This is a genomic window from Ruminococcus sp. RTP21484sp1_RTP21277st1_D2_RTP21277_210401, assembly GCF_040924225.1.
GTDB lineage: Bacteria > Bacillota > Clostridia > Lachnospirales > Lachnospiraceae > Blautia_A > Blautia_A faecis.
This window is the reverse complement of record NZ_JBCOMJ010000007.1, coordinates 116,278-141,117: the sequence shown is the minus strand read 5'-3', so window position 1 is coordinate 141,117 and position 24,840 is coordinate 116,278. Positions and strand designations below refer to the sequence as shown.

General features: G+C 43.7%; 18 protein-coding genes. 16 read left to right on the top strand and 2 right to left on the bottom strand.

Annotated features, from left to right (window positions below; all coding sequences use genetic code 11):
- Positions 1-131: 131 nt before the first annotated feature.
- The 8 genes from recJ to aspS all read left to right on the top strand — a co-directional run bounded on the left by recJ (position 132) and on the right by aspS (position 11,048).
- Positions 132-1,844 (top strand): single-stranded-DNA-specific exonuclease RecJ, encoded by a 1,713-nt coding sequence (gene recJ, locus AB5706_RS07170; protein ID WP_173770070.1) that lies wholly within the window; start codon positions 132-134, stop codon positions 1,842-1,844.
- Between the two features lie 201 nt (positions 1,845-2,045).
- The gene (locus tag AB5706_RS07165; protein WP_195392074.1) at positions 2,046-2,570 is read left to right on the top strand and encodes an adenine phosphoribosyltransferase; all 525 of its coding nucleotides are present in this window, start codon (positions 2,046-2,048) and stop codon (positions 2,568-2,570) included.
- Between the two features lie 141 nt (positions 2,571-2,711).
- Positions 2,712-4,991 (top strand): RelA/SpoT family protein, encoded by a 2,280-nt coding sequence (locus tag AB5706_RS07160; RefSeq protein ID WP_334285875.1) that lies wholly within the window; start codon positions 2,712-2,714, stop codon positions 4,989-4,991.
- 133 nt (positions 4,992-5,124) lie between these two features.
- Positions 5,125-5,754: an MBL fold metallo-hydrolase gene (locus AB5706_RS07155; protein WP_173735053.1), complete on the top strand. Its 630-nt coding sequence runs from the start codon at positions 5,125-5,127 to the stop codon at positions 5,752-5,754.
- Positions 5,747-7,255 (top strand): coproporphyrinogen dehydrogenase HemZ, encoded by a 1,509-nt coding sequence (gene hemZ, locus AB5706_RS07150; protein WP_330382703.1) that lies wholly within the window; start codon positions 5,747-5,749, stop codon positions 7,253-7,255. The genes AB5706_RS07155 and hemZ overlap by 8 nt, the downstream gene beginning before the upstream one ends.
- A gap of 16 nt (positions 7,256-7,271) precedes the next feature.
- Positions 7,272-7,847 carry an HD-GYP domain-containing protein gene (locus AB5706_RS07145; RefSeq protein WP_118579396.1) on the top strand — a complete coding sequence of 192 codons (576 nt, stop codon included), beginning with the start codon at positions 7,272-7,274 and terminating at the stop codon, positions 7,845-7,847.
- A gap of 9 nt (positions 7,848-7,856) precedes the next feature.
- Entirely contained in the window at positions 7,857-9,107 is a 1,251-nt protein-coding gene (gene hisS, locus AB5706_RS07140) for a histidine--tRNA ligase (protein WP_195699974.1), read from the top strand.
- Positions 9,108-9,242: 135 nt separating this feature from the next.
- Positions 9,243-11,048, top strand: a complete 1,806-nt coding sequence (gene aspS / locus AB5706_RS07135; protein WP_148461918.1) for an aspartate--tRNA ligase — start codon at positions 9,243-9,245, stop codon at positions 11,046-11,048.
- 197 nt (positions 11,049-11,245) lie between these two features.
- Here aspS and AB5706_RS07130 read toward each other — a convergent pair whose 3' ends face one another.
- Entirely contained in the window at positions 11,246-12,376 is a 1,131-nt protein-coding gene (locus AB5706_RS07130) for a hypothetical protein (protein ID WP_173770073.1), read from the bottom strand.
- 282 nt (positions 12,377-12,658) lie between these two features.
- Here AB5706_RS07130 and AB5706_RS07125 point away from each other — a divergent pair, with 282 nt between their 5' ends.
- From AB5706_RS07125 to AB5706_RS07100, 6 genes are all read left to right on the top strand, one after another.
- Positions 12,659-14,185 (top strand): efflux RND transporter periplasmic adaptor subunit, encoded by a 1,527-nt coding sequence (locus AB5706_RS07125; RefSeq protein WP_368365966.1) that lies wholly within the window; start codon positions 12,659-12,661, stop codon positions 14,183-14,185.
- Positions 14,182-14,853, top strand: coding sequence for an ABC transporter ATP-binding protein (locus AB5706_RS07120; RefSeq protein ID WP_148461915.1), 672 nt, complete (start codon positions 14,182-14,184; stop codon positions 14,851-14,853). The genes AB5706_RS07125 and AB5706_RS07120 overlap by 4 nt, the downstream gene beginning before the upstream one ends.
- Before the next feature lie 4 nt (positions 14,854-14,857).
- Positions 14,858-16,954 (top strand): hypothetical protein, encoded by a 2,097-nt coding sequence (locus tag AB5706_RS07115; protein WP_368365965.1) that lies wholly within the window; start codon positions 14,858-14,860, stop codon positions 16,952-16,954.
- Positions 16,955-16,965: 11 nt separating this feature from the next.
- On the top strand, positions 16,966-18,237 hold the full coding sequence (locus tag AB5706_RS07110) for an ABC transporter permease (protein WP_173735047.1): 1,272 nt from the start codon (positions 16,966-16,968) through the stop codon (positions 18,235-18,237).
- A gap of 312 nt (positions 18,238-18,549) precedes the next feature.
- Positions 18,550-20,892, top strand: coding sequence for an extracellular solute-binding protein (locus AB5706_RS07105; RefSeq protein WP_368365964.1), 2,343 nt, complete (start codon positions 18,550-18,552; stop codon positions 20,890-20,892).
- Between the two features lie 10 nt (positions 20,893-20,902).
- The gene (locus AB5706_RS07100) at positions 20,903-22,204 is read left to right on the top strand and encodes a sensor histidine kinase (RefSeq protein ID WP_368365963.1); all 1,302 of its coding nucleotides are present in this window, start codon (positions 20,903-20,905) and stop codon (positions 22,202-22,204) included.
- Positions 22,205-22,218: 14 nt separating this feature from the next.
- Here the strand turns inward: AB5706_RS07100 and AB5706_RS07095 are convergent, their stop codons facing one another.
- Positions 22,219-22,896, bottom strand: coding sequence for a response regulator transcription factor (locus AB5706_RS07095; protein WP_173715896.1), 678 nt, complete (start codon positions 22,894-22,896; stop codon positions 22,219-22,221).
- Between the two features lie 163 nt (positions 22,897-23,059).
- Between AB5706_RS07095 and AB5706_RS07090 the strand changes: the two genes are divergently transcribed.
- Both AB5706_RS07090 and AB5706_RS07085 read left to right on the top strand, forming a co-directional pair.
- Positions 23,060-23,905 (top strand): carbohydrate ABC transporter permease, encoded by an 846-nt coding sequence (locus tag AB5706_RS07090; protein WP_330589355.1) that lies wholly within the window; start codon positions 23,060-23,062, stop codon positions 23,903-23,905.
- An 87-nt stretch (positions 23,906-23,992) separates the two neighbouring features.
- Entirely contained in the window at positions 23,993-24,748 is a 756-nt protein-coding gene (locus tag AB5706_RS07085) for a carbohydrate ABC transporter permease (RefSeq protein ID WP_368365962.1), read from the top strand.
- The last annotated feature ends 92 nt before the right edge of the window (positions 24,749-24,840 follow it).

The window sequence follows — 24,840 nt, the reverse complement described above, 5'->3', positions numbered from 1 at the left end:
GTCGCAGTTAGCGATTAGTTCGCTGGAGCGTTGCGCCGGCGAGTGAGTAATACACATTGTCCAAATGCGTCCCTCCTAAAGAACTTTTCAACACACTAAATAGCAATACAATTTACAACAGGAGACAGAGCATGGAAAAATGGGTATTAGCGGCGAAAAGAGCTGATTTTCAGGAGATTGGCCGGAAGTATGGAATAGATCCGGTGATCGCCAGGATTATTCGGAACAGGGATATTACAGAAGATGCAGAAATTAATCAGTATCTGAACGGAACCCTGGATGACATTCCATCCTGGAAAAGTCTGAAGGATATTGACAAAGCTGTGGAAATTATTTCGCAAAAAATAGATCTGGGAACCAGGATGAGAATTATAGGAGATTATGATATTGACGGTGTAACTGCAACTTATATTCTGTTAAAAGGATTTAAACGCCTGGGGGCGAATGTAGATACCTATATTCCGGACCGCATTGCAGATGGATATGGAATTCATAATCATCTTATAGAGAAAGCAAAAGAGGATGGAGTAGATACGATCGTGACCTGTGACAATGGAATTTCGGCTGCAGATCAGATTGCATTTGCAAAAAAAATGGGCATGACAGTGGTAGTGACGGATCACCACGAGGTCCCTTTTGAAGATACAGAAGAAGGGCGAAAATACAAGCTTCCTCTGGCAGATGCAATTATCAATCCAAAACAGTCTGACTGTACGTATCCAAATAAAAATATCTGTGGCGCAGTGGTTGCAATGAAACTGGTTTTTGCATTGTATGAGAAATATGGAATCCCGGAGAGTGAGAAAGAAGATTATCTGGAACCTGCGGCTATCGCTACAGTTGGAGATATTATGGACCTTCAGGGAGAAAACCGTATTCTTGTAAAAGAGGGACTTTTACGTCTGCCTCATACAAAAAATAAGGGACTGAAAGCTTTGATAAGAGCAATTGGTTTGGAAAATCAGAAAATCAGTTCCTATGATATTGGTTTCCGCCTTGGTCCGTGCATTAATGCCAGCGGAAGACTGGATACAGCCATGCGCTCCCTGTCCCTTTTGCAGTGTGAAGATGAAGAAGAGGCTGCAAAGCTTGCAAACGATCTGAAAGCATTGAATGACAGCCGTAAGGCACTGACGGAACAGGGCACAGAAGCTGCTTACAAGCTGATTAATGGCAGTGATCTGAAAAATGACAGAGTAATGGTTGTATTTTTGCCGGATTGTCATGAGAGTCTTGCAGGAATCATAGCAGGAAGAATCCGTGAAAAATATCACAAGCCTGCATTTGTTCTTACAAGAGGGGAAAAATCGGTGAAAGGCAGCGGCAGATCTACAGAAAATTATTCCATGTATGAGGAACTTGTAAAATGTGACAGTCTGTTGCTCCAGTATGGCGGCCATCCTATGGCAGCAGGTCTTTCTATAGAAGAAGCAAACGTGGAAGCATTTCGCCGTCAGCTCAATGAAAACTGTACCTTGACAGAAGAAGATATGATCCCCAAAATCGTGATCGATGTACCAATGCCCATTTCTTACATAAACGAGAATCTGATCCGTCAGCTCTCTGTTCTGGAACCCTTTGGAAAAGGAAATGCGAAGCCTGTTTTTGCCCAGAAAAATCTCCGCGTTTTAAAAACCGGAATATATGGAAAGACTCAGAATACAGTGAAATTGCAGCTGATGGACGAATCCGGCACGGTGATGGATGGGGTTTACTGGGGCGAGGCAAAGGAGTTTGCAGAGTTTGCAAGGTCTCATGGAACTATTTCTGTAACCTATTATCCGAAGATCAACTCCTATATGGGAAGAGACTCTTTGCAAATTGTCATACAAAATTACTGCTAAAAAGGGGATAATCATGTAAAACCACGAAAAATGCAGTATTTCCAGTGAGCCTGTCGGTTTTGCGTTGATTCCCGATTTAAAAAGTGTTATACTAAAAGATATTTATGATGCTAGAATGTGTTTGAAAAAAGGCTTTTTTTAAACACGCTCTGGGGTGGCTGATGCTTTCCCCACAACATCCATTAATCTGAGGAGGCTATTATGAAAAAAATAGAAGAATATGTAAGAAGTATACCTGATTTTCCAGAACCAGGCATTATTTTCAGAGATGTTACCAGTATCCTTCAGGACGCAGACGGACTGAAGCTTGCAATTGATTCCATGCAGGATTGTCTGAAGGATGTGGATGTGGATGTAATAGTGGGAACAGAATCCCGTGGATTTATTTTCGGAATGCCAATTGCGTATAATCTTCATAAGTCTTTTGTACCAGTACGTAAGAAAGGGAAACTCCCATGTGAGACCGTTTCTGCAAGCTACGATCTGGAATATGGCAAAGCTGAGATTGAGATTCACAAGGATGCCATCAAGCCAGGACAGAAGGTAGTTATCATTGATGATCTGATCGCAACAGGCGGTACAGTTGAAGCAGCAGCGAAACTGGTAGAGCAGCTTGGAGGAGAGGTAGTGAAGATCGTATTTCTGATGGAACTTGCAGGTCTTGAGGGACGTAAGAAACTGGAGAAATATGACGTTGCTTCTGTAATCCGTTATGAAGGTAAATAAAGGATGTGTCTGTTTCGCCAGATTCCCCCGGGGAAACAGGTGGGCGGATGCTGACGCAGATAGTATTTAAACAGGCAGGTGTGAAATATGGCTGATATTGTTAACGAGCAGGGCAAGGAGCCTGAAGTATCAAAAGAGGATATGGAGAAGCTGGAGTCTGTGAAGAAAGCAGATGCAGCTGTAAAATCCATGCACGACTTTACAAGCCCTGAAGTATTATATAATGAGCTGATTGCCAGCATAAAGAAATATCATCCTTCTACGGACATAACCATGATCCAGAAGGCATACGAGACTGCAAGGGAAGCCCACAAGGATCAGAAGAGAAAGTCCGGGGAACCCTACATTATTCATCCTTTATGTGTTGCCATTATTCTGGCGGATCTGGAACTGGATAAGGAAACCATTGTAGCAGGCCTTCTTCACGATGCTGTTGAAGATACCTGGATGACCTGCGATGAGATCACCAGAGAATTTGGACCTGAGGTTGCGCTTCTGGTAGATGGGGTAACTAAGATCGGTCAGCTATCCTATTCCAAGGATAAAGTAGAGCTGCAGGCAGAGAGTCTTCGCAAGATGTTCCTTGCCATGGCAAAGGATATCCGTGTTATTCTGATCAAGCTTGCAGACCGTCTTCATAATATGCGTACTCTTCAGTACATGACTCCGGAGAAACAGAAGGAGAAGGCAAGAGAGACGATGGACATCTATGCGCCTATTGCACAGCGTCTTGGTATTTCCAAGATTAAAGTAGAGCTGGATGACCTTTCGCTGAAATATCTGAAGCCGGATGTTTATTATGATCTGGTTGAGAAAGTAGCACTTCGTAAAAGCGTCCGCGAGGAATTTGTAGGGAATATTGTCAAAACTGTGCATCAGCATATGGTAGAAGCTGGAATTAAAGCACAGGTTGACGGTCGTGTAAAACACTTTTTCAGTATCTATAAAAAGATGGTAAATCAGAACAAGACGATTGACCAGATTTATGATCTGTTTGCAGTGCGTATCCTGGTAGATACAGTGAAGGACTGTTATGCGGCACTTGGTGTGATCCATGAGATGTATAAGCCAATTCCAGGACGTTTCAAGGACTATATTGCAATGCCCAAACCAAATATGTACCAGTCTTTGCATACCACGCTGATCGGACCGAATGGACAGCCTTTTGAAATTCAGATTAGAACCTTTGAGATGCATAAGACTGCCGAGTACGGTATTGCTGCACATTGGAAGTATAAAGAGGCTTCTGACGGTAAGGCTTCCTCAGGCAATCGTGAGGAGGAGAAGCTGAACTGGCTGCGCCAGATCCTGGAATGGCAGAGAGACATGTCCGATAATAAAGAGTTCATGAGTCTTCTGAAAAATGATCTGGATCTGTTTGCAGACAGTGTATACTGCTTTACTCCACAGGGAGATGTGAAAACCCTTCCTAACGGCTCCACCCCCATTGATTTTGCATACAGCGTGCACAGTGCTGTAGGAAACAAAATGGTAGGTGCCAGGGTAAATGGCAAACTGGTGCCCATTGAATACCGGATCCAGAATGGTGACCGTATTGAAATCATTACTTCCCAGAATTCTCAGGGACCAAGCCGTGACTGGCTGAAGGTGGTCAAGAGCACACAGGCCAGAAATAAAATCAATCAGTGGTTCAAGAAAGAACTGAAGGAAGATAATATTCTGAAGGGTAAGGAAATGCTTGCCCAATATGCCAAGAGCAAGGGCTTTAAATTCGCTAATTACACCAAGACTCAGTATCTGGACGCAGTCCTTCGTAAATATGGTTTCCGTGACTGGGATTCTGTACTTGCCGCCATCGGACATGGCGGACTGAAAGAGGGACAGGTATTTAATAAGCTTGTAGAAGCTTATGATAAAGAGAATAAAAAGAATCTCACAGATGAAGAAGTTCTGGAGGCAGCAGCCGCAGAGAATCAGGATAAGAAGCATCATATCAAGAGCAAGAGCGGCATTGTAGTACGGGGCATTCATGACGTTGCAGTACGCTTCTCCAAATGCTGTAATCCGATTCCCGGTGATGAGATTGTTGGATATGTTACAAGAGGCCGTGGTGTTACCATTCATCGAACTGACTGTGTAAATGTGATGAATATGTCTGAAATGGACAGAAGACGTCTTCTGGAAGCAGAGTGGCAGGATCCGGAGATCAAGCCGGATGAGCATTACATGGCTGAGATCAATGTATATGCCAATAACCGTACCGGTCTTCTGGTTGATATTTCCAAGATCTTTACAGAGCGTAAGATTGACATCCGAAATATTAACTGCCGAACAAACAAGCAGGAGAAGGCCACTATTTCTGTAAGCTTTAACGTCAGCTGTAAGGATGAACTGAATTCCCTTATCGAGAAGATACGTCAGCTGGAAAGTGTTTTGGATGTAGAAAGAACTACAGGCTGAGAAACAATGGAAATGTGAACTGGCTGGAGATATACAGTACGTTGAGCATTGGATGGTATGTTACCGGTCAGGACACGGACAATAACGGAATAATAACATAAATGGCATATCAGCTGCCATGAAAGGATAATCTATGGGAAAACTTGAATTACAGCAGATGGTTCTTGGCCCTGTATATACCAATTGCTACTTTTTAAAAAATAAAGAAACTGGTGAAACACTGATCGTTGATCCGGCAGATTCACCGAAGAGAATCTTTCAGAAGGTGGAAGATATGGGGGCAAAGCCGGTAGGAATCCTTCTGACTCATGGACATTTTGACCACATTATGGCAGTACAGGCTGTGAAAGCTGAGTATCAGATTCCGGTTTATGCCTGCCGCCAGGAAGAAGAAATGCTTCGGGAGCCTTCTGTGAATATGACTGACCGGATGCATAAACCATGTTCTGTGCGTCCTGATGTTTTTCTGGAGGACCTGCAAGTATTTGAAGCTGCTGGATTTTCTATTCAGATGCTCCACACTCCAGGACACACGAAAGGAAGCTGTTGCTACTATCTGAAAGACGAAAGGGTTCTGTTCAGCGGGGATACATTATTCTGCGGTTCTGTTGGAAGAACGGATTTTCCAGGCGGCAGTTCCCGTGAAATCCGGGAGAGCCTTCATAAGCTGTTAAATGCCCTTCCAGATGAAACAAATGTTTATCCGGGGCATGATACATCTACAACTATCGGTTACGAAAAGAGGTACAATCCATTTGTGTAAAATAGGAATCCTGCTGCTTGACAGGGATTTCGAGCATGATATATATGAATTAATAAAAGCATTTTATCCGGAAGGAGATATCCACAGCCTCTACGAAAAAGACGAAGAGGAGTACGATATCTTCTTTACTGTGAAAAAAGAAAATGACAATTTTGTTATAAAATATGAGACGAAGGATCAAAAAGGTGTTGCCAGCGCAGAGGTGATCCGGGGGGCAGACGGGGATTCCAGTCAGGAAACTCATGAGAAACTCAGGGATGCCCATGAGCTTCGTAAAGCCAACAAGGACAGTCTGAAATATGCACTGTACAATGTTCTGGTGAAGCTTACCGGCAGAACCCTTCCATGGGGGAATCTTACGGGAATTCGTCCGGCCAAGCTTGCCATGGGGATGATCGAGAGTGGTATGAAAAATACCGAGATTGCACAGGAAATGCGGGAGCGTTACCTGGTAAGCGCAAAGAAAACTGCTCTTGCCATCACCATAGCAAACAGGGAGCGGGCACTTCTTCAGGATATTGATTATGAGCATGGTTACAGCTTATATGTAGGTATTCCCTTTTGTCCAAGTATCTGTTTGTATTGTTCCTTCAGCTCCTACCCTTTGAAGCTCTGGGCAAAAAGAGTAGATGAATATCTGGATGCTTTATGTCTGGAAATTCGCGAAACGGCCAGGATGATGAAGAACTACAAGCTGGATACGATTTATATCGGCGGAGGCACACCTACCACGTTAGAGCCGTATCAGCTGAAAAGGCTTCTTGAACAGCTGGGAGAGTCCTTTGGTTTTGATGGACTTGTAGAATTTACCATTGAAGCTGGCAGACCAGACAGTATTACAAGGGAGAAGCTTGAGACAATTAAAGAATTTCCTGTGACCAGAATTTCTGTTAATCCCCAGACCATGAATCAGGATACTCTGGAAATCATTGGAAGACGTCATACTGTGGCACAGACCATAGAAGCTTTCCATCTTGCCAGAGAGCTGAATTATAACAATATTAACATGGATCTCATTGTAGGACTGCCTGGAGAGGATATTTCCAAGGTGAAATACACATTGGAGAAAGTAAAAGAGCTTTCCCCGGACAGCCTTACCGTACATTCTCTGGCTGTGAAGCGTGCAGCACGCCTGAATATGTTTAAGGACAAATATCAGGAGATGACATTTGAAAATAACCAGGAGATCATGGATCTGACACAGCAGACTGCATATTCCATGGAAATGGGACCTTACTATCTGTACCGTCAGAAGAATATGAAGGGAAATTTTGAAAATGTAGGCTATGCAAAGGTTGACAAAGCCGGGATTTACAATATACTGATTATGGAAGAAAAACAACCGATCATTGCTCTTGGAGCAGGCGGTTCTTCCAAACTGGTCTTTGACCATGGCAAACGTATTGAGCGGGTGGAGAATGTGAAAGATGTCACAAGCTATATTGCCCGTATTGATGAGATGATTGAAAGAAAGCGAACAGGAATTGGAACCTGGTTGTAGGAGGGAGGGAAAATTCTTGGAAAAGCTTTCCAGTGAACAGTCAGAAACATCCGACAGAGTTCTGGAATTTGATTTATCAGCAGAGTTAAGGCATGGAATCGCAGTGAGTAATCTGGCGTACGCGTTAAGTAAGGAGCTTGGACTTCCTCATGAGCAGTGTTACGATCTTGCAATTGCAGGAATGCTTCACGACATAGGAAAGCTGAAACTGAGAAGCTATATCAACGGGCAGGAAAGTAATCCCATGGTAATTGAGGAATTGAAATATGTCCGCATGCATTCTACACTTGGCTATGAGGAACTGAAAGACCAGGGCTATTCGGATTTTGTTCTTGAGAGTATTCTTTATCATCATGAAAATTACGATGGAAGCGGTTATCCGTCCAATCTGGCAGGGAAGGAGATTCCCATTGGTGCCCGGATTCTTCGTGTATGCGATGTATTCTGTGCATTGAGTCAGGAGCGGTCTTACCGCAAGGCTTTTGATAAGCATACTGTGATGGAATTGATGATAGATGAAATAAAAAACTTTGATCTGGAAGTATTTCTTGCATTTCAAAGAGTAGTACACGCCAGCCAGGCTGGTAAATAAGGAGGACACATGGCATTAAAGAAGAAGCCGGTTACCGGCATGAAAGATATTTTACCAAAGGAGATGGAAGTCCGTAACTACGTTACAGGACTGATCCGTGAGACATATGGTTCCTTTGGATTTACTTCAATTGAGACTCCGGGAGTGGAGCACATTGAGAACCTGTGCAGCAAACAGGGCGGTGATAACGAGAAGCTGATTTTCAAAATCTTAAAAAGAGGTGAGAAGCTGAAACTTGACCAGGCAAAAGAAGAAGCTGATCTTGTGGATTCAGGTCTTCGCTATGATCTGACAGTACCTCTTTCCAGATATTATTCAAATAACTCTAATGAACTGCCTGGACCATTTAAGGCACTTCAGATGGGATACGTATGGAGAGCTGATCGTCCGCAGAGAGGACGTTTCCGTCAGTTTATGCAGTGTGACATTGACATTTTAGGTGAGCCTACTTATATGGCAGAAATCGAGCTGGTACTTGCGACTACTACACTTCTTGGCAAGCTTGACTTCCATAATTTCACTATCCGTATCAATGACCGCCGTATTCTGAAGGCTATGGCTGAGTATAGCGGATTTCCGAAGGAAAGCTTTGATACTGTATTTATCATTCTTGACAAAATGGATAAGATTGGTCTTGAGGGCGTAGCGAAAGAACTGGAAGAGGAAGGCTTTGCAAAAGAAAGCATTGATACTTATCTTGCGATGTTTAAAGAAATCAGCTCAGATATCCAGGGCGTAAGATATTGCAAGGAGAAACTGGCAGATGTTCTTGACGAACAGATTGCAGCAGATCTCGAGACGATCATTTCCACTGTGGAAGCTGTGAAGACTGCTGACTTTAAGATGGCATTTGATCCTACACTGGTTCGCGGCATGTCTTATTACACCGGTCCGATCTTCGAAATTTCCATGGATGAGTTTGGCGGCAGCGTTGGCGGCGGCGGACGTTATGATGAGATGATTGGTAAATTTACAGGAAACAGTACAAGTGCATGCGGATTCTCTATTGGATTTGAGCGTATTGTTATGCTCCTTCTTGAAAGAGGATATCAGATTCCCACAGCAAAGACTAAGAAGGCATATCTTATTGAGAAAAATATGCCGTCAGACAAGCTGATTGAGATTTTCCGTCAGGCAGAAGAAGAGAGAAAGACCGGAGTTCAGGTCAATATCTCTATTATGAAGAAGAATAAGAAATTCCAGAAAGACCAGATGACAGCTGAAGGCTATACGGAATTTGTGGAATTCTTTAAACGCTGATAAAGAGATTTAACGTGTTGTTTTTGAAAAACAGCCGTCAATGATATTTTATGGATCATTTAAAGCAATACAGCTGAATGGTTCATAATCAGAGAAAGCTGGGGGAAACCCCATAGAATAAGGAGGCGCCTTAAAATGGCTGAGAGTATGCAGGGACTGCACAGAACCTGTCGATGTGCAGAAGTGACCACACAGATGGTAGGCAGCGAAGTAACACTTATGGGATGGGTTCAGAAAGCAAGAGATAAAGGAGGAATCATTTTCGTAGATTTACGTGACCGCAGTGGTATTATGCAGCTGATCTTTGAAAATGGTTCCATTGATGAGGAAGGCTTTGCCAAAGCCGGCAAGCTGAGAAGTGAGTTTGTGATCGCAGTTACCGGAACCGTTGAGAAACGTGGTGGTGCAGTAAATGAGAATCTTGCAACAGGTGAGATCGAAGTGAGAGCAAAATCTCTCCGTGTTCTTTCCGAGGCAGAAGTTCCGCCATTCCCGGTTGAGGAGAACAGCAAAACAAAAGAGGATGTACGCCTGAAATACCGTTACCTTGACTTAAGACGTCCGGATCTTCAGAGAAACCTGATCCTGAAGAGCCGTGTAATGCAGCTGACAAGATCCTTTTTCACAAACGAGGGATTCCTGGAGATTGAGACTCCTATGCTTGGAAAGAGTACTCCTGAAGGTGCAAGAGATTATCTGGTGCCATCCCGTGTACATCCTGGCTGCTTCTATGGTCTGCCGCAGTCACCGCAGCTGTACAAACAGCTTCTGATGTGTTCCGGATATGACAGATACATCCAGATTGCAAGATGCTTCCGTGATGAGGATCTTCGTGCTGACCGTCAGCCGGAGTTCACACAGATCGATATGGAACTTTCTTTCGTAGATGTAGATGATGTAATCGATGTAAATGAGAGATATCTTTCCTACCTGTTCAAAGAGGTTCTTGGTATCGATGTGAAACTTCCAATCGAGAGAATCACATGGCAAGAAGCAATGGATCGTTTCGGTTCTGATAAACCGGATATGAGATTTGGCATGGAGCTTCATGATGTAAGCGATATTGTGAAGAACTGTGGATTCTCTGTATTTACAGGTGCACTTGAAGCGGGTGGAAGCGTTCGTGGTATCAACGCAGAAGGCCAGGGCAGCATGCCTCGTAAGAAAATTGACAAGTTAGTAGAGTTTGCCAAGGGATATGGTGCAAAAGGTCTTGCATACATTGCAATCGCAGAAGATGGCACCAGAAAGTCTTCCTTTGCCAAGTTTATGACAGATGAGGAGATGGATGCTCTTGTAGCTGCCATGGACGGTAAAGCAGGTGACCTGCTTCTGTTTGCAGCGGATAAGAAGAAACTGGTTTATGATGTTCTTGGCGCACTTCGTCTGGAGCTTGCAAAACAGATGGATCTTCTTGATAAGAACGAATACCGCTTCGTATGGGTAACGGAGTTCCCGCTTCTTGAGTGGAGCGAGGAAGAAAACCGTTTCACAGCTATGCACCATCCATTTACAATGCCGATGGATGAGGATATCCCGCTTCTCGACACAGATCCAGGCGCTGTTCGTGCGAAGGCTTACGATATTGTACTGAATGGTAACGAGATCGGCGGCGGCAGTGTTCGTATCCATCAGGATGACATTCAGGAGAGAATGTTTAAAGAGCTTGGATTTACCCCGGAAGCTGCCCATGAGCAGTTCGGATTCCTTCTGGATGCATTCAAATACGGAGTTCCGCCTCACGCCGGACTGGCTTATGGTCTTGACCGTCTGGTTATGCTCATTGCCAAGGTTGACAGCATTCGTGACGTAATTGCATTCCCGAAGGTAAAAGATGCATCCTGTCTGATGACTCAGGCACCGCAGCGCGTAAGCGAAGCACAGCTGGACGAGCTGGGACTTGAAGTTGAGAAAGAAGCTGCTCCAGAGACTGAGGAATAAGAAAAGAAATACAACAAGAGATAATCTAGCTTATAATTTGGAATAAGCTGACTGAAAAATCCTGCCTGCAAAAATGGGTGGGATTTTTCTTTTGGAAGAATGTTGTCAGGGTCTGTCAGGTATGGACTTTGGATCTGCTGTCAGCACAAATAAAAACGCCCCTGCACAAATTTGCAGAGGCGTAAATTTTAATTATATCATTCATTGGTTTCCTGTTCGTCTTCTACCGGGCTGGAACTTAAAGTTCCAAATAATGCCTGTCCAAACACCGTTCCTGCGTCTTCAAGTTTCCAGGAAGCGCCATCGTTGATCAGTGTGAAAGTTGTTTTCACTGTTTTAGTAGCTGTATTTTCTTCAATATATTCAAGAAGCAGACTGTAGGACTTTTCATATCGTTTTTGGGCACCGTCGATAACAGCATCCACAGAGGCAAGATAGGTATCCAGCTCCTTCTGATAATTTTCCAGAATAGCATCACTGTCAAAGGTGGTAATATTGGCTGTAACTGTGGCTGTATAGCCGGAAACAGTGGTTTCCCCAATAGAATAATCAAAGGTAGAGTGAACCTGTTTTACCAGTGCTTCTGCAAGGCTGATCTTTGCAGGGTCTTCTGTGCTGATAATGGAAGCTGCATTTAAATAATTGCCCAGTTCCTCTGCAGTCATATTTTTCAGGGTATTCAGATAAACTAAGATTGTGTCTTCCGGTGATAAAATATCCGGGTCTGTGAGATCGTTCATAAGACCGCCGACAAGGTCATTTTCCAGTGTATTGGTGCGCCGGATCTCCCAACTGGTTTCGCCGTCTTTATCTGAGGCGTCTAAGGAGATGGTGCAGTTACGCTCCACAGTCTGGTAGTCATTACTCTTAAGCAGTTCATCCAGAAGCGTGTAGCGCTCTTCAAGGGAAATGGTCTGTTCCGTGGCTTCTTCAGAGGAAGCGGACTGGGAAATTTCATGCTTCAGCTGCGCCTTGGAAAAATCTTCGGCAAGCGCATGGGCATCCAGAGTGACCAGCCTGAGATTCGCCTGTGCGGATTGTTTGTCCTTGTCTACGTTAACATCCAGAATTTTATAATCAAAATCCTGGAAAAAGAGAGAAAAGACTTCTTCAATATCAGAAGAAATAGCGATATCTTCGGGTTCACCGGGGAAAAGCTCCTGGTAGGAGATGTATTTCTGTGTGGTAACGGAATCCAGATTCTTTAGCTGATCCAGTTCCTGCTTTACTGCGTCCTCGATTTTTTTCTCCTCTTTGCTGGTACAGCCGCACAGTGAAAAAGTGCAGAGAAGCAAAAGAAGAGGAAGCAGAAATCTGACTGACTTCATACAGAGTTCTTTCCTTTCAAATTATTACGTAAAATGTTTATAAAACTTTTTTATTATACCATTTTTTTTCATAAAAGTCAAAAATGCCTAAAATTTAGACGATATTTCTAAAAAAAGAGTGAATAAATTGTGAAAATTGCATTATTAGCTTAGAATACTTTTCTTTTGGGGATGAATCTGTTATTATAAACAGGGTAAATGCAGATGACAGATGTGGAGATATATCTGTTATAATTGCAAAAGATATTGAAAAACCATTGAGTTATCGTATAGGAGGTAACCATGAAGAAAAAAGGTTTTGTCATCGGAGGGTTGATCATTCTTGCTGGAGCAGCTGGTGCCGGTGGCTGGTATTACTATAAAGAGAATTATGGGGATTCTGCAGCGGCTTCTGGTGAAGTTGCATATGTGACTAAGATCAGCACTCTTCTTGGAGAAGATTCCGGAGTGCTGAACCGGTTCGCAGGCGTAGTAGAACCTCAGGAGACGGTAAAGGTAAATATTGAGAACAATCGAACTGTTACCGAAGTGAAGGTGAAGGTTGGAGATGAGGTAAAGAAGGGACAGCTGCTTTTTGAATACGACCTGAGCAGTATCCAGGATAGTCTGAAGGAAGCCCAGCTGGCTCTTGATCGTCTGAAGAATGAAGCACTCAGCCTCAATACGCAGATATCCACTCTTGAGAAAGAGAAGAAGAAAGCCAATAAGAACAACCAGCTTTCTTACACCATTGAGATTGAGACCAATAAGATGAACCTGAAGAAGAACGAGTATGACCAGGTGAGCAAGCAGGCAGAGATTGATAAGCTGCAGGCCGCTACCACCAATACAGAAGTACGAAGTGAAATCGATGGCGTCATCCAGAAAATCGATACCAGCAAGCTGGGAAGTGACGACGGAGATACTCTGGATGACAGCATGGGAGCTGATTACGGAAGTGATTCTTCTGATAATTCTTTTATTACCATTCTCAGTACAGGTGCTTACCGTATTAAGGGGCAGGTAAATGAGCAGAACCGGAAAACGGTTGTTCCAGGCTCCGCAGTTATTGTACGATCCAGAGTTGATGAGAATCAGATCTGGCATGGAACTATGGGGGCTGTGGACGAGCAGAATTCTACGAACAGCAGTAGCAGTAATTCCTATTTTGGAATGTCCAGCAGTGATGATACTACAAATTCCAGTACCTATCCTTTCTATGTAACTCTGGATTCATCAGAGGGACTTATGTTAGGACAGCATGTATACATAGAAATGGATGAGGGACAGGAAGAGCAGAAGAAAGGTATCTGGCTGGGAGATTATTATATTGTGGATGCAGATACAGAAAATCCATATGTGTGGGCTGTAGATTCCAAGGGAAGGCTGGAGAAGCGCTTCGTTGTTCTTGGACAGCATGACGATGATCTTTCAGAATATGAGATCGCGGATGGCCTTACTGAGGATGACAGTATTGCATTCCCGTCAGACAGCCTGGCAGAGGGAATGCGGACAAAGGACGTATCTGAGATGACAGATGAGGATCTGGAGGCTGTTGATATGGAAAGTAATCTGGATGGCAGTGAGTACTCAGACGGAGATACCATGGAGCCTATGGATGGAGACTATTCCAGTGCGGACTTTGAGACAGGCGTTTCAGATGAGAGCATGGATGCTGCGATTGATGGTTCAGATGATACTTCTACAGACTTTGTTGATGAAGATTTTGTGGAAGATGATTCTGAAACAGATAATTCCGAAGAGTTTACTGATGAGAGCATTGATGAGCCTGGACAGTATGGTTCTGATGATACGGAGGCCGCAGGATGATACTTGAACTGAAGGGGATTTATAAAGATTACCAGCAAGGAAAAATGATTGTCCCCGTATTGAAGGACGTAAACTTTTCCATGGAAGAGGGCGAATATGTAGCCATCATGGGACCTTCCGGTTCTGGTAAATCTACATTGATGAATATAATCGGTTGTCTGGATCAGGCAACCAAGGGAACTTTTTTCCTGGATGGGCAGGACATCAGCAAATGTTCTGAGAATGAGATGTCAGATATCCGTCTGAACAAGATTGGATTTGTATTTCAGAGCTTTCACCTGCTGCCGAGACAGTCTGCTATTTCCAATGTGGAAATGCCGCTGAACTATGCTCATGTGCCGAAGAAGGAGCGACGCGAGCGCGCTTTTGCAGCACTTGACAGGGTGGGGCTTGCAGACCGTGTGGATTTCAGACCCAATCAGCTCTCAGGTGGACAGATGCAGCGAGTTGCCATCGCCCGTGCCATTGTAAATAATCCAAGACTTCTTCTGGCTGATGAGCCTACCGGTGCACTGGACAGTAAGTCTGGCAGACAGGTTATGGAGCTTTTCCAGAAGCTGAATGATGAAGGCGTTTCTGTTCTTATGATCACTCATGATCCGGATATTGCAGCACATGCCAAGCGGGTAGTTATGATCCGCGATGGTGAGCTTCAGGAAAAGAGGTGATCCTATGGGAAAAGCGAAGAAAATTATAATAGGTGTGGTAGTCACAGCTCTTGTCGGAACCGGTATTGGCGGTGGACTGATGTATGTACGGAAAGGAAGCCAGAAGGAAGTGCTGGTGGCAAGCGTCAGTGATCTGGCAGGTGAGAGATATGATTCCGATACCACATTGAGTGGAACTGTATATGCCAATGCAACACAGAGGATTTCCATAGAGAAAGACATGATCATCCAGGAAATTTATGTGAGCAAAGGGGATGAGGTAAAGCCTGGAGACAAGCTGATTTCTTTTGACATGACGCTTGTGGAAATGGAACTGAACATTGCCAAGCTGAAGCTTCAGAAACAGCAGCAGGATCTTGCTGCTGCAAAGAAAAGACTTACCAGCCTGCAAAATGGCGGACCGATTCTTGATTCCGATTCTTCCTCCGCAGACAATCTGATTGATTCAGGAGAGGATTCTACAGAAGATGACAGCTCAGCTCTTACGGGAGATGATGAACTGTCTTCCGCAGTAACTGCTTCTGATCATTATCTGGCAGCTGTTTTGCAGCCAATGCTTCTGGCTGCTGTGACAGATGGATTTGCAGACGCTCAGGCAGTTGGAAATGAGGAAATTACTTCTGCAGATACCCAGGAAGTGGGAAACGAAGATATTGGTTCTGCAGATGAAATGACAAGCGGTGACACAGGAGATCTTTCTGCTGATACAGAAGCTGATTCCGGAGATGATTCTGAAGATGATTCAGAGGATAGCTCTGGCGATCCGGGTACTGCTTCCGGATTTTATGCTGAACCTTCAAGTGATGGTTTTAGCAGTGATATTTCAGACACGAATCGGGGAGGATTTTTCGATGGAAGCAATTCTGGTTCCTCACAGAATCATGCTACCGTTGGAAATGACGGATTTGTAGATGGAGAGGAACCTTTTTACCTGACTCTGGATTATGATACAGAGCCTTATCAGGGAACGGGAACCGAAGAAGATCCTTATTTGTATCTTTGTTCCAGCGCAAAAGGCAAGGTAAATGTAACCGGGGCTTTTCTGAACAAGATGGCTGGCTATAATGCTGACGGAACCATTCTTCTTCATCCGGGTGGATACTGGTATCTGTTGGAGTTCCATCAGAATGATACCATTGCTGATTACACGAATCGAAAGAAATCCTGTACAGGATATTATCTGATTGATGGAAATATGCTCAGCAATCCAGTTGACCGCTTTGCAGAAATGGATTTTACCCTTGACGGGGCTATGCAGTATGATAATGGAGATGAAGAGCCGGATATTCCTGGTGATGGAGGCAGTGGTGGCGGAAGCTCTTCCCTGTCCCGTTCAGAGGCCATCAAGATTCAGAAGAACCGGATCGCCAGTCTGGAGCTGGATGTGCAGGCGAGCGAAATCAGCATCAGCAAGCTTCAGAAGAAGGCAGACAGAAAGCTGATCACCAGTAAGCTGGATGGTATTGTAACCACTGTGGGAGATGCAGCTACAGGTACCAATTCAGAATCTGATTCCTTTATGATCGTTAAGAGCAAAGACGGCTATTACGTACAGGGAACTGTAGGGGAGCTTATGCTTGACCAGGTGAAGGAAGGCACAATTTTGAACTGCAATTCTTATGGTGAGAATGGATATATGAATTTTGAGGCTGAGGTGATCCAGGTTTCTGATTATGCAGTTGATGGAGACAGCTCCTATTATTACTATGGAGACAGCAATCCAAATGTTTCTTCTTATAATTTTACTGCCAAGATCACAGATGACACCGTGCAGGTAAGTGTTGGAGACTGGGTGGATATCCAGCTGGAGCAGCAGGCGCAGAGCACGGATGGCATTGTTCTTTCCAAGGCTTTTGTCCGTACGGAAGACGGCGTAAGCTATGTGTATAAGGATGACAATGGCGTGCTGAAGAAACAGATCGTTAAGGTAAAAGAGAATGTAAACGGTGGTGCTTATGTATTGGTAAGCGGCGGCTTGTCCATGGATGACAAGATTGCATTCCCTTATTCGAAATCCATCAAAGAAGGTATGAAGACAAAGGAAGGATCGCTGGATACGTTTATGGGATATGATTCCACATCATATGGCGGTCTTGGTTAAGGAGGGATTTCATGTTTGAAAATATACGTCTGGCATTCCAGGGAATCTGGTCACACAAGATGAGATCTTTCCTTACAATGCTGGGTATTATTATCGGTATTGCATCTATTATTGCCATTGTTTCCACGATTAAGGGAACGAGTGAGCAGATTAAGGATAACCTGATCGGCTCTGGAAATAACACGGTAAATGTAACTTTGTCACAGGGTGACAGTGCTTACAGTGTGGATTATTATGATGGCGGTTCTTCCGGCTCTACACCGCTTCTCAGTCAGAGCCTGAAGGATGAAGTGTTAAAAACAGACCATGTGGAGAATGCAACATTTTTCTATAGCAGAACAGACTACAACAGCAGTGTTTACTATGAGAACAGCAGTTTTTCCGGCGGTAAGGTCTATGGCATTGATACCAATTATCTGAATACCTGCGGTTATCAGGTACGTTCCGGAAGGGGATTTGTACAGGCTGATTATGATAATTTCCGCAAGGTGGCACTGGTGGACAGCTATGCTGCTGATACCATGTTTCCGGGAGCTAATCCAGTGGGAAAAATCATTGAGATCGGTTCTGAACCCTATACAATTGTAGGAGTTGTACGCCAGTCGGCTGACAGCTTGCCAAACATGGATACACCGAGTGATTTCGACAGCTATTATGAAAATGTGATTGGAACCGTAATGATTCCAAATAAATGCTGGCCGATTTCTTACAAATTTGATGAGCCTGAGAATGCGATCGTCAAAGTAGACAGCACGGACAACATGAGTGAGACTGGTTCTGCAGTAGCGAAGATTCTGAATAAATCCATCAGCAGCACTGGCAGTGGAAGCAGTGGCTTCAAGTATAAAGCAGATGATGTTATGCAGCGGGTAAAGGATCTTCAGGATTTAAGTGAGAGCACCAACTCCCAGCTGATCTGGATCGCAAGTATTTCTCTTCTGGTTGGAGGTATTGGTGTTATGAATATCATGCTGGTATCTGTAACCGAGCGTACCAAGGAGATTGGTCTGAAGAAGGCGATTGGTGCCAGAAAGAAGGTGATTCTGGGACAGTTCCTGACGGAGGCAGCAGTACTTACCAGTGTGGGAGGTATTATCGGAGTTGTTCTTGGAATCGGACTTTCAAAAGTTGTATCCAAGGTGGCAGGCTCACCTACAGCCATTAGTGTTCCGGCGATTATAGGCTCTGTAGTATTCTCTATGCTGATCGGTATCATCTTTGGTCTGCTTCCTTCTGTTAAGGCGGCTAACCTGAATCCGATTGATGCACTTAGAAGTGAGTAATGGTTTATATTTGCAATAAATGTTAATATTGTTATAAAAATGAACAGCTGAAAGCATGGATCAGATGATTTGTGTTTGGAGCTGTTCTTTTTTTATGAGTCAATTCATGCGTCAAAGTATGTTTTTGAGTTATTTGTGTAAAGTGGAGTGTGCAGATTGTGAGAATGCTTTTAGGACAGGCTATAGAGAATGTTATGTTTCGCCGGTTAAAATTTTGCAAAATATAAGGGGAAACATGATATACTTGTTTAGAGATTACATAGAGATTCCTTTGGTAGGATTATTGCATACCACTGGAAGGAGAATTTTAATATGCAAAAATATAAAAAATGGAAACAAGTTCTGTCTGTTTCTACAGCAGTAAGTCTATGCATTGCGGGTGCGGGAAGCCTGATGGGCTGCGGCAGTACTGACAGAGGGAAGGACAAGGCAGATTCTGTGGAATCCAAAGCAATGGGACGGTATCTGGAGAATGAACTGTCTGTGCCGGAAGGATGTATGGAGATTGTGGATTTGCAGGTTATGGAAGAGGAAAGCCTGAAAATGCTTGCAAGAAACAGTGACTACGAATTGATGCTCTACCAGTCCTCTGATAAGGGCAAGACCTGGGAAGAAGGGAAGAAGGTTGCCGGTCTTTTCGGTGTGGAAGGGGAATCCATTTATAAAGCAGCGCTTGGGAGAGACGGAAGTATTCTGATTGGCGTGTATATAGAATCTGAAGATGAGAACAGCATGGGAAGTATGGAATATTATTATTGCCCGGTTGATGGTGAAGAAAAGAAGGTTGAAATCGGAGAAGCTTTGGATGAAACCATGGCATGGAGTATAGATATTGGGGAAAATGGCAACCTGTTTTTACAGATTTCAGGAAATGGAATCATGGAAATCAATCCTGTTGACGGAGCTGTGGTTCATGAGTATGAGAAAGGAAAATCCACAGATTATATGTTCGTGACTTCAGAGTATCTGATCGTGATTGCAGATGGAGATGTGCATTATTACGATGTGGCTTCCGGTAAGCCGGCAAGTGGAGGCGATGCACTGACTGCGCAGCTGAAAAAGACTCCTGCAAATCTGGAATTTGGAAATTCCTCCGGTACTGCCTTACTGTTTTTGGAGGGGGATGAGAAAGATACCATATTCTATGTGGATCAGACTGGTTTATACCGCTATGCATTTGGCGGCAATGTAATTGAGCAGGTAATTGATGGAAGCCTGAATTCCATAAGCTCTTCGAATAAGGCATTTAATTGTATGGCAATGGATTCGGAAGGCGTATTTTACATTGGTGAAGTTGATTACAACTCTGGCTTAAATGGTGGAAGGCTGGTTTCTTATAAGTATTCTGCAGATACTCCAACTGTACCGGATACAGAGCTCACCATATATTCCCTGGAAGAGAATTCCGGTATTCGACAGGCTGTTGTTATGTTTCAGAAGAAATATCCGGATATTTATCTCACACTGGAAACCGGAATGTCTGGAAACGATGGTGTAACACGTACAGATGCGTTAAAAACACTGAATACGGAAATTATGGCAGGAAAAGGACCGGATATTCTGATTCTGGACGGAATTTCTTCCGAAACCTATGCAGAACAGGGAATGCTGGAGGATTTAAGTGGAATTCTGAAAGAGGCAGGATTACTGGACAACATAGAAAGTGCTTATACAAAAGAGGATGGAAGTATCTATGAGATGCCGGTGAAATTTGGAATTCCTATGATAGAGGGAAACAAGGAGGATGTGCAGGCAGTGACAGATCTGGCTTCTCTTGCTGATGTGCTCACGAAGCACAAGGATGAATATGGACTGACTTCGGAAAACATCTATAAGCTGCCCTTACTTTATTCCATGTATCCACAGGCACTTCTGGAAAAACTGGCAGATAACAATTCCGCAGCATGGATGAAGGCGGATGGAACTCTGGACGAAGAAAAGATCAAGGAATTTCTGGAACAGTCCGAAAGAATTTATCAGGCTGGAAAGGATGCTATGGATGAATTAAAGGCTGCTTATCCACAGGCTTTTGATGACAGTGAACAGCCAGTATATGAAAGAGCTGGCAGTATTTCGGGAGAAACTGCCGTGCTGCTTTCCCGAAACTGTGAATTTGCTTTAGGTGATATTTTTTCGCCTTTGGATTTTGCATTTGTAAATTCTATGGCAGAGATAGATACTTCCTTGGCCTATGCACTTTGGAATGGGCAGATTGCAAATTGTTTCATTCCGGTCAACCGAATCGGAATCAGCTCCAGAGCTTCCCAGAAAGCTGCTGCTGAGAAATTCGTGGAATATTTATTTTCCGAGGAAGGACAGATGCTTTCCAGAGAAGATGGTTTCCCTGTAGTGGAATCTGTTTACAATGGAAAGGACTACTGGAATCAGGGAGAGGCTGGAAACGTGTTAGTCACTGGCGGCAGCAGCAACAGTGAGAACGGCCAGGAATTGGTATACAGTATAAAAGTTCCGTCCGCTGATAAGGTAAATGAATTAAAACAGCTTGGAAAAATGCTTACAACTCCGGTTTTGGATAATACAATCATTACCAGTGCTGTCTGTGAAAACGGAGTGCGTTACCTGAATGGGGAAATCAGCCTTGATGAGGCTGCGAATGCAGTCATGCAGCAGGTGAACCTGTATCTGGCAGAATAAGGAGTAAGAGATGTTTAAAAAGCTTCACAGGCAAATGACCATATTTGCATCACTGATCACAAGCGGAATACTGATCCTGATGGCAGTTTCCTGTCTTGTGATCTCCGAGAGGGGGCTTACCCATAATACTTACGAGAGATTTTTAAATAATGGAAATTCCTGTGTGGCTTATCTGGAAAATCAGACTGTGCTTTCTCACAAGTGGATACTGGAAGCAAAGCAGGAATACAAAGTGGAATTTCGCATTCGGAATAACGGAAAAAAGCTGTATTTTGATAAGCTGGATACAGAAAGCCAAAATCAGGATAAAAAGGAAGAGGATCTGAGCTCTGTAGAAAATATGCTGACAGAGGCTGCCAAAATTTCCCGGGAAGAGCAGGGGCTTGATGTGGACTATATGGGAAGCCTCTCTCTTTCCAAAACGGTTTATTTTGAAACTTCAGATTTTTATGCCTGTACAGCCTTGATTCCTAAGGGAAGCGGCGTGTTAAGCCTGGTGTTGGTATATCCTCTTGATGGGTTGAAAACACAGATCTTTCATCAAAGAGTCTGGTTTGGAGGTATGGTGCTGCTTGCAGTTCTGGCTTTGGTTACATTTTCCTGGTTTTTTACAGGAAAAATGCTTCGCCCTCTGGAAGAGAATCAAAGGAAACAAACCCAGTTTATTGCTTCGGCATCCCATGAACTGAGATCTCCGCTGGCTGTGATATTGTCAAGTGTACAGGCAATGGAATCTGACTGGGAAAATGCCGGCAGATTTTTGAAAACCATAAAAAGTGAGGGAGACAGGATGTCCCGGCTTATCGGGGATATGCTTTCTCTTGCAAATGCGGACAATAAATCCTGGAGCATTATGAAGACAGATTGTGAGCTTGATACCTTGCTTCTGGATACATATGAGAAATACCAGCCTATTCTGCATGGGAAAAAGATTTCCTTGAAAGTAGTTCTGCCAGAGGAGCCTCTTTCTATCTGTAAGTGTGACAGTGCCAGAATCAGTCAGGTACTGGGAATACTTTTGGATAACGGGGCAAGCTATGTGTCGGTCGGTGGCAGGATGGAAATGGGAGTAAAAGAAAATGAAAAATATTTTCAGCTTTATGTACAGGATAATGGTCCGGGAATTTCGGATGAGAATAAGGAGGCTGTATTCCGAAGATTTTACAGGGCTGATCCGGCCAGAAAGGAGAAACAGCATTTTGGACTTGGACTTTGCATTGCCAGGGAAATTGTGACGTTACATAAAGGGAGTATCCGTATTCTGGATACTCCGGGTGGCGGAAGTACATTTGTGATAAGATTACCGAAATAAAACGAGAATGCTGTTTACTGACAGACTTCCAACTGATAACCTATCCCGCGTATGGTTTTGAGAACCAGTGTGCTTTCCACAGATTTCAGGCGGCGACGGAGAAAATGTATGTAGTTGTCAAGATTTCCTTCTTCTACGTCGGATTCCATGCCCCATACGCGGGAGAGAAGAAGGTTTCTGGGAAGAACCTGACCGGGATTTCGTAGAAATACTTCCAGAAGGGCACTTTCGCGGCCGGAAAGAGTGCATTCTTTTGCACCCTTGGTAAGGCGTCCGCATTCAGGATCAAAAGCAATATCTCCCAGCTTCAGAAGATTTAAGTCACCCCATTTTCCGGGACGGCGCATAATGCTGTGGATTCTTGCAAGAAGCTCTTCAAAAGCGAAGGGCTTTACCATGTAATCATCTGCTCCGCAGTTCAATCCGTTGACTTTGTCCTGTAATTCGCCAAGTGCCGTAAGGAAAATAACAGGGGTTGAGATGTTGGACTGTCTGGCTTCTTTCAAAACCTGGGTTCCATCCATGGAAGGAAGCATGCGGTCCAGAAGTACCAGATCATACATATTTTCCTGCATATAGTAAAGACCTTCCGCACCATCCAGACACATATCTACCGTAAAATTTTCTTTTTCAAGTGCAAGCTTTGTAAGCTGCGCCAGATCTTTGTCATCTTCTATTATTAAGATTCTCATAGGAAACTCCTCTTCTTATAATCTGTTATCCATTATATACGCAAATCTCTAAAATTTCTCTAATTAATTTTAAAGCCTTTTTCAAACACGCTTTAGAGAAAAAATAAAGATTCCTCTGCTATTTTTATGATGTTGAATGAAAGATAGAAAAGAGGAAATTTTTTTGAAAAGAAAACATGCCCTGAAAGGGATTTTATTTATTCTCCCAAGCTTTGCTGGAGTCTGTATGTTCTGGCTGTTTCCCTACATGGATGTGATCTGCAGATCTTTTTTGGGAGCCGTAAATGGAGTGTTTGTTGGGTTTATGAATTATCAGATGATATTTTCCAATCAGGCATTTCTTCTTGCCGGGAAAAATACCTTGCGGTTTTTCGGAATCTGTATTCCGTTACTGGTGGTTTTGTCACTGGCAGCTGCTGTCCTGCTAAATGGACTTGGGGAAAATCAGAAGCAGCTGATGAAAACAGCATTTCTGCTTCCAATGGCCATTCCAGTTGCTTCTGTGGCAATTTTATGGAAAGTACTCTTTAATGGACAGGGACTTTTGAACCATTTTCTGGAAATTCTGTCGTTGAAAAGTATAGACTGGTTGAATACAAAGGCTTCCTTCTGGGTGCTGGTGATCAGTTATATTTGGAGAAATCTAGGGTATGACATTGTACTGTGGCTGGCAGGCCTTTCCACAATCCCGGAATCTCTTTATGAGGCAGCAAAGGTGGATGGAGCAGGTGCCTGGAAATGCTTTACCAGAATTACCTGGCCCAATCTTTTGCCCTCTCTTTTTACCATTGTAGTTCTGTCGCTGCTGAACGGCTTCAAAGTATTCCGGGAGGCTTATCTGGTCGCTGGAGATTATCCACAGGAGAACATGTATCTTCTACAGCATCTGTTCAATAACTGGTACAGAGATCTGGCCATGGATAAGATGGCGGCTGCGGCAGTGGTTACCGGAATTGCGATCATGGTTCTGGTACTTTTACTGCAAAAAGCATGGGAAAGAGAGGATTAAGAAGTGAAAAAGATAACTTGTTTTTTTCTTGTACTTTTAGCTTTGGTTTTTATATTTCCCGTTTTATTTCTGGCAGTTGGTTCTCTTATGGGAAAAAATGAGCTTACAGATCTGCTGTTTCCAGTGCTGCAGGAGGGGGCGAAAGGATATGCTTCCTGGAAGCTGTTTCCGGAATATCCGACTCTGAAACATTATGTGGAAGTACTGCTGGATTCACCGGAATTTTTCGTAATGTTCTGGAACTCGGTGAAGATTACGGTTGGTGCCCTCGCTGGCGGGCTTCTGGTTGGAATGCCTGCCGCATGGGGATTTGCTAAATTTGATTTTCCTGGGAAAAATATATTGTTTACTTTGTATATTGCACTGATGATGATGCCGTTTCAGGTTATGCTTCTTGGCAATTATCTGGTGCTGGATAAAATTGGGCTTCTTGACTCGCTTTTGGGGATTATTTTCCCAGCGGTTTTTTCCACATTCCCCATATTTATTATGTACCGCTTTTTCAAAGGGATTCCACAGGCGTTTCTGGAAGCGGCAAGACTTGACGGTGCAGGTGAGCTTAGACTGTTTTTTATAGTTGCCATCCCCTTGGGCTCACCTGGCGTCATTTCTGCCATCGTACTTGGCTTTCTGGAATACTGGAATCTGATCGAACAGCCGATGGTATTTTTGAAAACAAAAGAATTGTGGCCATTGTCTTTGTACCTGCCTAATATTGAGTTGGAGCAGGCAGGGTTTGCATTTGCGGCCTCTGTGGTGGCGCTGGCCCCGGCAGTTCTGGTATTTTTGTCCGGACAGGACTACCTGGAGCAGGGAATTGTCTCTACGGCGGTAAAAGAATAAAAAGAGAAACAACTGGAAAGTGACGATAAAAAACGACAGTTTGATAAAATATATTGTCAATGGAATTTAAAAGAAATAGTTAGAATGCAGAG